The sequence below is a fragment of the Streptomyces sp. NPDC006687 genome, assembly GCF_040636215.1.
GTDB lineage: Bacteria > Actinomycetota > Actinomycetes > Streptomycetales > Streptomycetaceae > Streptomyces.
Map to the genome: position 1 here is coordinate 1 of NZ_JBEYJJ010000026.1, position 13369 is coordinate 13369.

The 13369-nt window shown below is 74.7% G+C and carries 11 protein-coding genes; 3 read left to right on the plus strand and 8 right to left on the minus strand.

Annotation, left to right across the window (positions count from 1 at the left end):
* Positions 1–772: 772 nt before the first annotated feature.
* The 4 genes from ABZ716_RS23690 to ABZ716_RS23705 all read right to left on the minus strand — a co-directional run bounded on the left by ABZ716_RS23690 (position 773) and on the right by ABZ716_RS23705 (position 4832).
* On the minus strand, positions 773–1840 hold the full coding sequence (locus tag ABZ716_RS23690) for a MerR family transcriptional regulator (RefSeq protein ID WP_358961571.1): 1068 nt from the start codon (positions 1838–1840) through the stop codon (positions 773–775).
* A gap of 49 nt (positions 1841–1889) precedes the next feature.
* Positions 1890–2783 (minus strand): LysR substrate-binding domain-containing protein, encoded by an 894-nt coding sequence (locus ABZ716_RS23695; protein ID WP_358810021.1) that lies wholly within the window; start codon positions 2781–2783, stop codon positions 1890–1892.
* Between the two features lie 9 nt (positions 2784–2792).
* A complete protein-coding gene (locus tag ABZ716_RS23700; RefSeq protein WP_358810022.1) occupies positions 2793–3707 on the minus strand; it encodes an EamA family transporter in 915 nt (304 codons plus the stop codon).
* Between the two features lie 195 nt (positions 3708–3902).
* Positions 3903–4832: an EamA family transporter gene (locus tag ABZ716_RS23705; RefSeq protein ID WP_358961523.1), complete on the minus strand. Its 930-nt coding sequence runs from the start codon at positions 4830–4832 to the stop codon at positions 3903–3905.
* A gap of 178 nt (positions 4833–5010) precedes the next feature.
* Here ABZ716_RS23705 and ABZ716_RS23710 point away from each other — a divergent pair, with 178 nt between their 5' ends.
* Positions 5011–5520, plus strand: coding sequence for a MarR family transcriptional regulator (locus ABZ716_RS23710; protein ID WP_358810024.1), 510 nt, complete (start codon positions 5011–5013; stop codon positions 5518–5520).
* Between the two features lie 118 nt (positions 5521–5638).
* Here the strand turns inward: ABZ716_RS23710 and ABZ716_RS23715 are convergent, their stop codons facing one another.
* The 3 genes from ABZ716_RS23715 to ABZ716_RS23725 are packed head-to-tail and all read right to left on the minus strand — an operon-like array spanning position 5639 to position 8147.
* Positions 5639–5878, minus strand: coding sequence for a hypothetical protein (locus ABZ716_RS23715; protein ID WP_358810025.1), 240 nt, complete (start codon positions 5876–5878; stop codon positions 5639–5641).
* A gap of 20 nt (positions 5879–5898) precedes the next feature.
* Complete coding sequence (locus tag ABZ716_RS23720; RefSeq protein ID WP_358961526.1) at positions 5899–7899, minus strand: 4-alpha-glucanotransferase; 2001 nt, start codon at positions 7897–7899, stop codon at positions 5899–5901.
* A gap of 17 nt (positions 7900–7916) precedes the next feature.
* Entirely contained in the window at positions 7917–8147 is a 231-nt protein-coding gene (locus ABZ716_RS23725) for a hypothetical protein (RefSeq protein WP_358961528.1), read from the minus strand.
* Between the two features lie 227 nt (positions 8148–8374).
* Between ABZ716_RS23725 and ABZ716_RS23730 the strand changes: the two genes are divergently transcribed.
* Positions 8375–11377 (plus strand): beta-N-acetylglucosaminidase domain-containing protein, encoded by a 3003-nt coding sequence (locus tag ABZ716_RS23730; protein ID WP_358961530.1) that lies wholly within the window; start codon positions 8375–8377, stop codon positions 11375–11377.
* A gap of 7 nt (positions 11378–11384) precedes the next feature.
* On the opposite strand, the gene ABZ716_RS23735 is transcribed toward ABZ716_RS23730, so the two are convergent.
* Positions 11385–11948 carry an HNH endonuclease gene (locus tag ABZ716_RS23735; RefSeq protein WP_351884739.1) on the minus strand — a complete coding sequence of 188 codons (564 nt, stop codon included), beginning with the start codon at positions 11946–11948 and terminating at the stop codon, positions 11385–11387.
* A 283-nt stretch (positions 11949–12231) separates the two neighbouring features.
* Here ABZ716_RS23735 and ABZ716_RS23740 point away from each other — a divergent pair, with 283 nt between their 5' ends.
* Positions 12232–13281: a mechanosensitive ion channel family protein gene (locus ABZ716_RS23740; RefSeq protein ID WP_358810219.1), complete on the plus strand. Its 1050-nt coding sequence runs from the start codon at positions 12232–12234 to the stop codon at positions 13279–13281.
* Positions 13282–13369: the final 88 nt, after the last annotated feature.

Genomic DNA, 13369 nt, shown 5'->3' on the forward strand with positions numbered 1-13369 from the left:
GCGCTCCCTTCGGTCGCGTCGCTGCGCGATGGCCTTCGGCCACCCTTGACAGACCGACCCGCCCCGGAAAGACAAGGACTGCCGGGAAGCCCCCAAAGGAACGGGCCGGGCCAGAAAAGGACATTCGGCTCCCTCGGCGATGAGGCGAGGGGTCGGGGGCCGGCAGACCGGGCATCCGGGCCCGCCTCAGACGGTGACCGGATCCTCCCTCCGCCGCAGATCGCTACGCGCTCCTCTTGTTCCAGCGGCTGCCGCTGGTCTGGGGCTGCTAACTGCACCAAACGCCGAACAGAGCAGCGGGCGGAGTCCCCAAGCGCGACAGATCGCTACACGCTCCTTCCGGATCGGCGTCCGCCCGCCGTCTGGGGTCGCTACCTGCGCCAAACGCCGAACAGAGGAGCGTTCGCGGCCTGGGGCGCGTCAGATCGCTAAGCGCTTCGGTCTTTTCGGCGTCCGGCGGCCGTCTGGGGCTGATACCGCACCACATGGCGGGCGGGCTGGTTGGCGGAGCCACCCGCGGGCGATCGCTACGCTGCCCGCGATGGGGCATGGGCACCCGGCCGCGTCTTCGCCTACGACGACGGTGAGGTGTGGCAGGAGATCTCCGTCTGGCTCCTCGCCCGGTCCACCGGCGGTACGCTCCGCAGCTTTGACGAGTCGTTCGAGGTTCCGCCCCGACGAGACCGACCGGCTGCCGATGGTGCCCAGCATCCGCAAGCGACTTGAGGACTGGCGGGCCGGTGGCGGGCCGGTCGTGCGGTGAGGGTGGGGGTCAGGCGTCCAGGCGGACCGGCATGAGGAGGGAGAAGGTCGTCTCGTTCTCCGGGTGGCGGACGGCCAGGGGGGCCGTGGGGGTGCCGAGTTCCAGGAGGAGGCGGTTCGTGGCGGCGGCGGTGAGGGCCTCCAGGAGGTAGGCGCGGTTGACGGCGACGCGGTCGGGGGCGGCTTCGCCGTCCTCGCACACGGCGGCGTCCGCGCCCGTCACCGTGAGGAGGCTGAGGGCGCAGGGGCTGCCGTCGTGGGCTTCCCCGGTGACGACGGGGCCGTTCTCCAGGGCGGTGCGGAAGGCCGGTACGTCGATGAGGGCGCGGCGGCCCTCGGGGAGCTGGGTCAGGCGCCGGTAGTCGGGGAAGTCGCGGTCCGGGCAGACGCCGGCGGTCTGGCGGTCCCCGGCCTCCAGCGCCACCCGGTCACCGTCCACGGTGAGCACAGCGGTGGTGTCGTCGGCGAGCAGTGCCCGCATCGCGTCGGCGAGCGGGGACGGTACGAGGACCTGGGTGCGGGGGCCGTCGTGGCCCTGGGCCGGGGCCTGGGCGACGGCCAGGCGGTAGCGGTCGGTGGCCGCCAGGTGCAGGGTGGCGCCGTCGAGGTCGAACAGGACCCCGCCGAGGGCCGGCAGCTCGGGGTCGGTGCCCGCCGCGAAGCGGACCGCGTCGAGGGCGGCGGCCAAGGCGGCGGCCGGGACGGATACCTGGGTGGTGGGGAGCGTGCTCATGGGGTTCTCCTGGCGGTCGAAGAGTGAGTGGACCGTGGAGAGTTCGGTGCGCGCCTCGGCCAGGCCGCGTTCGAGCCGGCGCAGATGGGCCTGGAACAGCTGCTGCACGAGCCCGGCGTCCCGCCCGGGCCAGCCGGCCAGGACGAGCCGGATGTCGGCCAGCGGCAGGCCCGCCCGGCGCAGCCGGGCCAGCAGGCGGGCCTCGTCCACCTGCTCGGGGCCGTACCAGCGGTAGCCGGTGACGGGGTCCACCCGGGCGGGGACGAGGACGCCGGCCCGGTCGTAGAACCGCAGGGCGCTCACGCCCAGGCCGCTGTCGCGGGCAGTCTCGCCGATACTGCGCATCGTGTTGTTCTCCACGGCCTTCACTGTGGCCCCTGCACCAGGTCGAGGGTCAACCGGCGGCCTCGCGGAGGGCGTCGAGGACGCGGGCGACGGCGGGGGCCACATCGGCGCCGCGTCGGGTGGCGGCGATGACGTGGCGGGTCGGACGGTCGTGCGGGAGCGGGCGGACGGCCACCCCGGCGGCGCGTCCGGCGGCCATGCGGGGGATCAGCGCGACGCCCATGCCCGCTTCGACGAGGGCCAGGATGGCGGTCCAGCCGGCGGCCGAGTGGGCCTGTTCGGGGACGAAGCCGGCCGCCTCGCACGCGGTCCGGGTGATCTCCGACCAGGGGCCGGAGCCCCCGTAGATCCACGGCTCGGAGGAGAGGTCCGCCAGCCGCAGGTCCGGGGCGGCGGCCAGCCGGTGGTCCGGCGGGAGGGCCACGTCCAGGGGGTCGGCGAGCAGCGGGATCCGGGTGAAGCGGGGGTCGCGGGCGGTCGGGGCGTGCGCGGCCAGTGATACGGCGAGGTCCACCGCCCCGGCGGCCAGCAGCTCGTAGGACTGCGCCGCCTCGGCCTCCCGTACGCGGACCTCCACGCCGGGGTGGGTCCGCCGGAGCGCGGCCACGGCGGGGACGACGAGGGCGGGCACGGCGGTGGAGAAGGCGCCGACCCGGACCTCCCCGGTCTCGCCGGCCCGGTAGCCGGCGAGTTCGGCGTCGGCGCGTTCGAGCTGGGCGAAGACGGCGTCGGTGTGCCGCAGGACGAGGTGGGCGGCGTCGGTGAGGCGGACGCCGCGCCCCTGGGCCTCCAGGAGGACCACGCCGAGGCGGTGGGCGAGGTTGGTCAGTTGCTGTGACACGGCCGAGGGGGTCATGTGCAGCGCCTCGGCGGTGGCGGTCACGGTGCCCCGGTCGGCCAGGGTCCGCAGGATGCGCAGCTTCTTGATGTCCCAGTCGGTCACGGGGTGAAACTACCTGCGGCCCGCGCTGCCCAGGGCGACCCCGCCCAGGATCAGGGCCGTGCACAGCAGTTGCACCGGGCCGGTCCGCTCGCCGAGCAGCAGCAGGCCGAGGCCGGCGACGCACACCGGCTGGAGGTAGTAGACGACGCCGGCCCGGGCGGCGCCGATCAGGGAGATGGCCCTGTTCCAGGCGAAGAAGGCGACGGCGGAGGAGAAGATGCCGACGTAGAGGAGCGGGCCGATGGTGGCGGGAGTGGCCTCGAAGCCGCCCTGGACGTCGAGGGAGATCGCGTACGCGGGGGCCAGCATCAGGGCGCCGAGGACGAAGGTGGTCAGGAGGAAGGCCAGCTGGCCGATCTCGGCGGGCTTGCGCTTGAGGAGGGCGCTGTAGGTGGCGAAGGAGAGGGCGGCGGCGAACATCCACAGGTCGCCGGCGCCGAAGTGCAGGCTCAGGGAGCCGTGGCCGACCAGCAGCAGCACGCCGAAGGCGGCGAGGAGCATCCCGAGGACGCGCCGGGCGCCGAGGCGTTCGCCGCCGAGGCGGGCGTACAGGGCCATGATGACCGGCGAAGCCGCCATGATCGTGCCCATGTTGGAGGCGGAGGTGGTCAGCCCGGCCTGGTGGACGAGGGTGTTGTAGAGGGTGACGCCGAAGAGGGTGGCGAGGCTGATGTAGCCGAGGTGGCGGCGGATCAGGGCCCGCTGCTGCCATGCCTGGCGGGCGGCGAAGGGGGCGACCGCGAGGGCGGCGATGATCCAGCGCCAGAAGACGGCCTGGACCGGCGGGACGGTGCCGGCCATGCCGCGGGTGGCGACGAAGCTGCCGGACCAGACGACCGTCGCCAGCAGGGCGAGGAGGACGCCGAGCCCCGCGGCGCCCTTCTTCGCCGTGCCGGCGGTGGGCTGCCGGTCCTGCTGTGACATGGTCCGGGCGCGGTCCGTGACGGCCACTTCTGGTGTCCCCCTCAGGGTTTCGTCGGGTGTGGTGCGCCTACCGTCGCATCGGAGGACCGTCCAGGTCCATCGAAAGATTTCGATGGGTCGGTTCGGAAAAAGTGAAAGGTCCCCGGGAGGTCTGGTGCGACCTCCCGGGGACCGGGCTCAGGGACGGCGGGCGGTTCAGGCGGCCTTCATCCGGGGGGCTTCGGCGCTCGGCTCCGGGGCCTCGGGGGGCCGCACGGCGGCCGGGGCCTTCGGTGCCCGGCCGGGGAGCTGTCCGTAGACGGTGGCGCCGAAGGCGATCACCATGCCGAGGACCTGGACGGGGCTCAGTGCCTGGCCGAGGGCGGCCCAGCCGATGACGGCGGCGGTGAGCGGGGAGAGCGGGCCGAGCAGGGTGACCGAGGTGGCGGAGAGGCTGCCGATACCGCGGAACCAGAGGAAGTACGCGGCGCCGGTGTTGATCAGCATCATGTAGCCGTAGCCGAGGAACGCCTTGCCGTCGAGCGCCGGCGGCGCGCCTTCTACCAGGGCGGCGATCGGGATGATGACCAGTCCGCCGGCGGTGAGCTGCCAGCCGGTCACGGCCAGCGGGCCGACGCCCTCGGGGCGCCCCCAGCGCTTGGTCATCACGGTGCCCGCGCCCATGGAGGCGGAGGAGACGATGCCGGCGATGACGCCGACCAGGTCGAGCTGGGCCTGGGAGGTCAGCACCACCATGCTCACGCCGAGGGCGGCGACGACCGCCGCGAGTATGTTGCGCAGCTTCGCCCGCTCCCCGAGCAGGAGGGCGGCCAGTCCGACGACGAACAGCGGCCCGGCGGAGCCCAGGACGGCGGCGACACCGCCGGGGAGGCGGTAGGCGGCGAGGAAGAGGAGCGGGAAGAAGGCGCCGATGTTGAGGGTGCCGAGGACCGCCGACTTCCACCACCAGGCGCCCTTGGGGAGGGCCCGGGAGAGCGCGACCAGCAGGAGACCCGCGGGCAGGGCCCGCATGGCGCCGGTGAACAGCGGCCGGTCCGGCGGCAGCAGTTCACTGGCGACGAAGTAGGTCGAGCCCCAGGAGACGGGGGCCAGTGCGGTCAGGACGATCGTGGTGACACGGTTCACGGTCACTCACTCCTCGGGCAGATGGCGGGTGAAGGCGGTGGAGAGTTGGCCGCGACCCACCCGGGGGCCCGTCCCGGGCCTCCCCGGGTAGGTCGCTAGTAAGTAGCTTAGCACTAAGCTACTTTTTGGCAAGCTACTTTCTTGTGGGCCTCTAAGCGGAATGCGGATACTTGCGGGTATGACCGCACTGAAGAACGACACCGCCAAGGACGCCGTCGACGCGATCACCGAGCAGTGGCATGCGGTGCGCCCCGACCTGGACACCACCCCGATGGCCGTCTTCGGCAGGATCTACCGGATCTCCAAGGCCATGGGGGACGCGGTGGAGCGGGCGTACAACCGGCACGGGATCTCCCGCGGCGAGTTCGACGTCATCGCCACGCTGCGCCGGTCCGGCAGCCCCTACACCCTCTCGCCCCGCGAGCTGTCGGCCACGCTGATGCTGACGACGGGCGGTATGACCGGACGCCTGGACAAGCTGGAGAAGGCCGGGCTGCTGACCCGCAGCCCCGACCCGTACGACCGGCGCGGACTCCAGGTGACCCTCACCGACCAGGGGCTCGCGCTGGTGGACGAGGCCGTCGCCGCCGGGATCGAGGTCAACCGGGCCGGCCTCGCCGGCTTCACCCCCGAGGAGGTCGAGGACCTCGGCGGACTGCTGCGCAAGCTCCTCGCCGGAATGCCGTAAGGCGCCCCGCGCCCGGGTACGCCGAAGCGCCGGAGGTCGCCACGGGGCCGGCTCACGCCGGCTCCGCGGACCTCCGGCGCCCGGAAGTGCTGGAGTGGGAGGACCGCCCGGGGGCGGTTCAGCCCTGGTTCTGCTGCTTGCGCGACTTGTCGCCGACCATCACGAGACCCGCGATGATCAGGAAGATCAGGATCGGCAGGCCCACGTACAGGCCGAGCGTCTCACCGACGCTCAGTCCGTTGCCCGGGTCGTCGCCGTCGTCGCGGGTGACCGCGAGGGCGGGAGACGTCATCAGCAGCATCATCAGCGTCGTTCCGGCCGTGACGGCGCCGGCGCGCAGAGCGTTCTTCTTGTCCACGGTGCAAACGTAGCGAACACCTAAAGCGGGCGCGCGCCCGGGGGTGCCGTACGGGTCCGGGCGCCCTCCCGTACCGCGCTCAGCAGGGCGTTCGCCCGGGGCGAGGCCGTCAGCGCCTCCAGGGTCAGCGGCCGGCCCGCCGCGTCGGCCAGCGGCAGCCGCCAGTTGGGGTACTGGTCCCAGGTGCCCGGAAGGTTCTGCGGGCGCCGGTCCCCCACCGTGTCCGGCAGCCACACGCCGACCAGCCGGGCCGGGGTGCGCAGCAGGAAGGCGTACAGGGCCCGCACCGCGCCCTCCTCGTCCTTGGTCTCCAGCCCCAGCCCGTCCAGCAGCCGCAGCCACTCGGCGGTGTCGGCGGCGTCCTCGGCCCGCTCCTCCTCCACCGGCCGGGTCAGCAGGCCCAGCCGGTCGCGGAGTTCGACATGGGCGCCGGCCAGCTTGGCGGCGGTGGGCGGCAGGTCGTGGGTGGTGGCGGTGGCCAGGCAGTCGGCCCGCCAGGTCCCGGGGTCGAGCGGGCTGCCGTCCCCGGCCCAGTCCCGCTCGAACCAGAGCACCGAGGTCCCGAGGATGCCCCGCCGGGCCAGCGCCTGGCGGACCCCGGGCTCGACCGTCCCGAGGTCCTCGCCGACCACCAGGGCCCCCGCCCGGTGGGCCTCCAGGACCAGTACGGCCAGCATCGCCTCGCCGTCGTAGGAGACGTACGTGCCCTCGGCGGGCGGGGTCCCCTCCGGGATCCACCACAGCCGGAACAGGCCCATGACGTGGTCCACGCGCAGCGCGCCCGCGTACCGGAACACCCCGCGCAGCAAGGCCCGGAAGGGGGCGTAGGCGGCGGCCTCCAGGGCGTCGGGCCGCCAGGGCGGCAGCCCCCAGTCCTGGCCGCGGGCGTTGAAGGCGTCCGGCGGGGCGCCGACGGAGACCCGCCGGGCGTGGAAGGGGCCCGTGGAGGCGTCCGATCCGTCGGGGTGCACGCCGACGGCCAGGTCGTGGACGATGCCCACCTCCATCCCGGCCTCCCGGGCGGTCCGCTGCGCGGCGGTCAGCTGGGTGTCCGTCAGCCACACCAGCCAGGCGTGGAAGTCGGCCCGCTCGGCGGGGTCCTCCCCGGCGGCGGCCGCGCACCAGGCGGCGTGCGCGTCGAGCCCCTCGCCCTGGGCGGCGCGGAACGCCCGGTAGGCGGCCTCGCGGGCGGGGGTGCGCGGGACGGAGTACAGCAGGTCCAGGGCGGCCCGCTTGAGCGCCCACACGGCGTCCCGGTCGATCAGGGCGCCCTTCTCCAGCACCTCGCGGCGCAGCTGACCGCCCCGCTCCGCCAGTGCGGCCAGGGCCTCGCGGTGCGGGCACGCCTCCCATTCGGGGAGGTCCTCGACGCGCAGGTACACCGGGTCGGGGAAGCGGCGGGAGGCGGGCCGGTAGGGGGAGGGGTCGGTCGGGGTGCCGGGGACCGCCGCGTGCAGGGGGTTGACCTGGAGGAACCCGGCGCCGTGGGTGCTCGCGGCCCAGCGGGCCAGTTCCGCGAGGTCGGCGAGGTCGCCCATGCCCCAGGAGCCCTCCGAGAGCAGGGAGTACAGCTGGACGAGCAGCCCGTGCGCCCGGTCGGGCGCCGCCGGGGCCCGGTCCGGGGCCACGATCAGGGTGGCGTCGGCGGTACGGCCGTCGGGGGTTCCGGCGCTCAGCCGGTGCACCCCCAGCGGCAGGCGGAGGTCCCACTCCGCCTCCCCGGCCCCGTCCTCCAGGGTCACCCGCAGCCGGGTCCCGGCCGGCAGCCCGGTCAGGGCCTCGGGGGCGGGTTCACCGCGCCACTGGACCACGGTCGGGGGCAGCAGCCGCCCGGCCGCTTCCCGTTCGGCGGAGTCGGCCGTCCGCCGCACGTCCTCCGGGGTGTCCACGGGGACGCCGATCAGGCCGAGCACGGTGCGGACCGTGGCCGGGGGCACCTGGACGGTGTGGTCCTCGGCGGGCCGGTAGGAGGTGGCGACGCCGTGCTGGGCCGCGAGCCGGGCGAGGTCGTCCATCTGCATCCTTGGGGGTGGGAGGGCTAGGAGATCGCCTCGCTCGTGAGCGGGGCCTGGTGCACGAGCGGGGTCTCACTGGTCAGCGGGGCGTACGCCGAGCCGGGCAGCGGGGTTTCACTGGTCAGCGGCGCGTCCGCGCACCCGGACAACGGGGAACCCGCGCCCGGGGGCACGTCCGCGGGGCCCGACTGGGCGGGCAGGTGGGCGAGCGGGGCACGGGGACGGGCGGCGGGCGGCGCGGTGCGGGCTTTCATGGGGCTCCCTCGTACGTGCTTCGGGCCGTTGCTCCGGACCCGGCCGGTCCGGCGGACCCGCCCATGCAACACCCGCTCCGGACACCGCAGCCATACCCAGTCCGGGGCACCGCATTCCTGGCCGATCCCGGTCAGACCGCCCCTCGCGCATTGACACTTGAGCCGCACGGGTGGTGGGGTCTGGCTCATTCGTACGGACGGGGGACGACTCGGGACGGGGAGGCTCCGTGCAGCTCAGGGGCAGGAAGCGGAGCGCGGCCGCGGCGGTCGCCGTCATAGGTTCGCTGCTGGGCGGGGCGGCGGCCTCGGTGCCCGAGGGGATGCTGGCCGCCACGCCCAGGTCCCCGGCGGTGCCGCGCTCCGACGGCGGGTCCGCCGCGGTGGCCTCCGGCGGCTCCGGACCGCTCCTCGACCCGGCCTACGACGTTCCGCGAGCCCCCGCCGAGGGGCCGGCGGTGTGGCCCCGGCCGCAGTCGGCCTCGGCCGACCCCGCCCGGGAGGTGCCGGTGGGGGCGGAGGCGGTGCTGGTGGCCCCGGCCGGGGTGGACCCGTACGCCGTGGACCTCGTACGCACCGCCCTGCGCGCGGCCGGTGTACGGACCCTGCACGAGCGTCCGCCGGGGGCCGTGCTGCCCGAAGGGGCCCTCGTCGTACGGCTCCAGGGGCCCGACGCGGAGGCGGCGCTGCGGGCGCTCGGCGCCGCGCCGGCCGGGGATCTGCCCGAGGGCGGCTACCGGCTGGCGGTGGGCAAGGCCGGCGGCCGGGACACCGTCGCGCTGGCCGGTGTGGGCGCGGACGGGCTCTTCCACGCCGCGCAGACGCTGCGTCAACTCCTCGCGGCCGGGGGCGGGAAGGTCCCCGGCATGCTGGTGCGGGACTGGCCCATCGCCCCGGTGCGCGGGGTCACCGAGGGGTTCTACGGGCAGCCCTGGACCCAGGAACAGCGCCTGGCGCAGCTGGACTTCCTGGGCCGCACGAAGCAGAACCGGCTGCTCCTGGCGCCCGGTAACGACCCGTACCGGACGACGGCCTGGCGCGAGGAGTACCCGGAGGCGGCCCGCGAGGAGTTCCGGGCGCTGGCCGAACGGGCCCGCGCCAACCACGTGACGCTGGGCTGGGCGGTCTCCCCGGGGCAGTCCATGTGCCTGGCCTCGGCGGAGAACCGGGCGGCGCTGCTGCGCAAGGTGGACGCCATGTGGGACCTGGGCTTCCAGGCGTTCCAGCTCCAGTTCCAGGACGTCAGCTACGCCGAGTGGGGCTGCCGGGCCGACCGGGTGCGGTACGGGACGGGGCCCGCGGCGGCGGCGAAGGCGCACGCGGAGGTCGCGGGCGAGCTCGCGGCGCACCTGGCCGAGCGGCATCCGGGGGCGGCGCCGCTGTCGTTGCTGCCGACCGAGTACTTCCAGGACGGCGCCACCGCCTACCGCACGGCCCTGGCCGGGGCGCTGGATCCGCGGGTGGAGGTGGCCTGGACGGGCGTGGGCGTGGTGCCGCGCACCATCACCGGCAAGGAGCTGGCCGGGGCCCGGTCTGCGCTGGGGCACCCGCTGGTGACGATGGACAACTACCCGGTCAACGACTGGGACCCGGACCGCATCTTCCTCGGCCCGTACGCCGGGCGGGATCCGGCGGTGGCCGGCGGCTCGGCGGCGGTGCTGGCCAACGCGATGCCGCAGGGCACCCTGTCGCGGATCCCGCTGTTCACGGCCGCCGACTACGCCTGGAACCCCAGCGGCTACCGGCCCGGGGAGTCGTGGGCGGCGGCCGTGCGCGATCTGTCGGGCCCCGACCCGCGCACCCGTGCGGCGCTGGCCGCGCTGGCCGGGAACACGGCCTCCTCGGGGCTGAAGCTGGAGGAGTCGGCGTATCTGAAGCCGCTGGTGGAGGAGTTCTGGCGGGCCCGCGCGGCCGGTGACAAGGCCGCGGGCGAGCGGCTGCGGGCGGCGTTCACGGTGCTGCGCGAGGCCCCGGCGCGGCTGCCCTCCCTCGCGGGGGAGGCGGGCCCGTGGCTGGAGCGGCTCTCGCGGTACGGGGCGGCGGGCGAGCTGGCGGTGGACCTGCTGCGGGCGGAGGCCCGGGGTGACGGGGCGGCCGCCTGGCAGGCGTCGCGGGACCTGGAGGCGGCGCGGAGCGCGCTGGCGGAGCAGGACGGGGTCCGGGTGGACGCCTCGGTGCTGGACCCGTTCCTGAAGAGGGCCGCGGCGGAGTCGGACGCCTGGACCGGCGCGTCCCGCCCCGCCGGGACCGTCCAGCGTGAGTCCGGGGCGTGGACGGTGTGGCTGGAGGAGCCGCGTCCGGTGGCGGCGGTCACGGCGATGACCGACCCGCTGGCGCCGGGGTCGCGGGGTGCGGCCGTCGAGGTGCACATACCGGGCGAGGGCTGGCGGCGTATCGGGGAGGCCGCGGCGTCGGGGTGGACGCAGGCCGACGCGGGCGGTGTCCGGGCCGACGCGGTGCGGCTGTCGTGGACCGGTGAGGATCCGGGGGTCCACCAGGTGGTGCCGTGGTTCGCGGACGATCCGCAGGCCGGCTTCGAACTGGCCGACGAGGGCCGGGTGGACGTGGAGGCCGGCGGGGCCGCGCGGACGGTGTCGGCGCAGCTGTCGGCGGTCCGCCCGGGTGAGGTCCGGGGCGCCCTCACCCTCTCGGGGCCCCCTCCGGCGGGCATCGAGGTGCGCCTGCCGGGCGAGGTCACGCTCCCGCGCGGGGGCCGGCTCTCCCTCCCGGTGGAGATCCGCCTCCCGGCGTCCACCCCGGTCGGGACGTACGCGATCCCGCTCGCCTTCGACAGCCAGGTGCGCACCCTCACCGTCCGGGCGGTCCCGCGCACCGGCGGCCCGGACCTGCTGCGCACCGCCCGCGTCACCTCCTCGGGGGACGAGTCGCCGAAGTTCCCGGCGTCGGCGGCGGCGGACGGCTCGGAGGCGACCCGGTGGTCCTCGAAGCCGGTGGACGGGGCGTGGTGGCAGGCGGAACTGGCCGCTCCGGCGCGGCTCGGGGTGCTGACCCTGCACTGGCAGGACGCGTACCCGTCGGCGTACCGCGTGCAGACCTCGGCGGACGGGGTCACCTGGCGGACGGCCGCCTCGGTGTCCTCCCGGGGCGGGACCGACACCGTCCGGCTGGACGCGGCGGAGCCCGCCCGCTACCTCCGGGTCACCTGCGACCGCCGCGCGACCCGCTACGGGTGCAGCCTGTGGTCGGCGACGGCCTTCGCGGTGGCGCCGTAGCGGCGGGTCAGGAGGCCGCTGCGGCTCGGGGGGCCGCGGCGGCGCCGATCCCGATGCGTTCCAGCGCGTCGTCCGCGCCGTACGGCTGGAGGTAGGGCATCCACCGCGGATCGCGGTGTCCCGTTCCGATGATCCGCCAGGCCAGCCCGGACGGCGGAGCCGGCTGGTGGCGCAGCCGCCAGCCCAGTTCCAGGAGGTGGCGGTCGGCCTTGACGTGGTTGCAGCGGCGGCACGCGGCGACCACGTTGTCCCAGACGTGCTGGCCCCCGCGGCTGCGCGGGATGACGTGGTCCACGCTCGTCGCGACGGCCCCGCAGTACATGCAGCGGCCGCCGTCGCGGGCGAACAGCGCGCGGCGGGTGAGGGGAACGGGCCCCCGGTAGGGGACCCGCACGAAGCGCTTGAGCCGGACCACGCTGGGCGCGGGGACGGCTTGGGTCGCGCTGTGCAGGAAGGCGCCGGTTTCTTCCAGGGAGATGGCCTTGTTCTCCAGGACGAGGACGAGCGCGCGGCGGAGCGGTACGACGCCGAGGGGCTCGTACGACGCGTTGAGGACCAGGACGTGCGGCACGGACTGCCTCCTTGTACGCCGGCGGCGCGTGGCTCGCGCCGGGACGATCTGTTTTCCAGTCTCCCCTTACGGCTGGTCGAAATGCCACCACGCGCCGGTAACGGGCCCGAGGTGTTTTCCACCACACCCCGTTCCTCCCCAGGTGGGGGCGGTCTCTCCCTCGAACGGCGCAACGAGGTCGGGCGTGTGCCCCGTTAGTGTGGAACTCCTGCCCGTACACCCGGTTCCGTTTCCACGGGCAGGACGCCATGCCTGGAGGTTCCCCGTGCCCTCGCCCGCCACTCTGCTCCCGTTGGCAGCGACCACCGACGACGCAGCCGAGAGCGTGACCAACGCCGCGAGCTTCATCGAGGAGAACTGGGCCACCTGGCTGAGCGTCGGCCTGCGGATCCTGCTGATCATCGTGATCGCGGCCGCGCTCCGCTCGGTGGTGCGCAAGGCACTGACCAAGCTGATAAACCGGATGAACACCAGCGCGGAGGCCGTCGAGGGCACCGCGCTCGGCGGGCTGCTGGTCAATGCCGAGCGGCGGCGGCAGCGTTCCGAGGCGATCGGTTCGGTGCTGCGTTCGGTGGCCTCGTTCCTGATCCTCGGCACGGCCGCGCTGATGGTGCTGGCCGCTCTGCAGATCGATCTGGCCCCGCTGCTGGCGAGTGCCGGTGTGGCGGGTGTGGCGATCGGTTTCGGTGCCCGCAACCTGGTCACCGACTTCCTGTCCGGCGTGTTCATGATCATGGAGGACCAGTACGGCGTCGGCGACAAGATCGACGCCGGGGTGGCCTCCGGTGAGGTGATCGAGGTCGGGCTGCGGGTGACCAAGCTGCGCGGGGACAGCGGTGAGATCTGGTACGTCCGCAACGGCGAGATCAAGCGCATCGGCAACCTGAGCCAGGGCTGGGCGACGGCGGGTGTGGCCGTGCAGGTCAAGCCGACCGAGAACCTGGCCCGGCTGCGCACCACCCTCCAGGAGGTGGCCGACGCCTTCGCCAAGGAGTCCCCGTGGGACGAGCGCCTCTGGGGCCCGGTCGAGGTGCTGGGCCTGGACGAGGTGCTGCTGGCCTCGATGACGGTGAAGGTCTCGGCCAAGACGATGCCGGGCCAGCAGCTCGCCGTGGAGCGCGAGCTGCGCTGGCGGATCAAGGAGGCGTTCGACGCCGCCGGCATCCGGATCATCGGCGGGCTCCAGGCCGACGGCGAGGAGGAGGCGGCGACGGCGCCCGCCGACCCGGCCGCCTCGGTCGCCGCGCCGTCCGCGCTGGCCAACCCCGCCTCGCCACAGTCCCTGGCCGCGACCCCGATCCCGCCGGCGAGCGGACCCCGGCTGCCCAAGTAGCCCCGTCACGCCTCCGCCCCGTCGCCCCGCCGGTCTTCCGGCGGGGCCGTTTCATTGACAGGCTTCCTCGGCGGATAGGAAACTTACC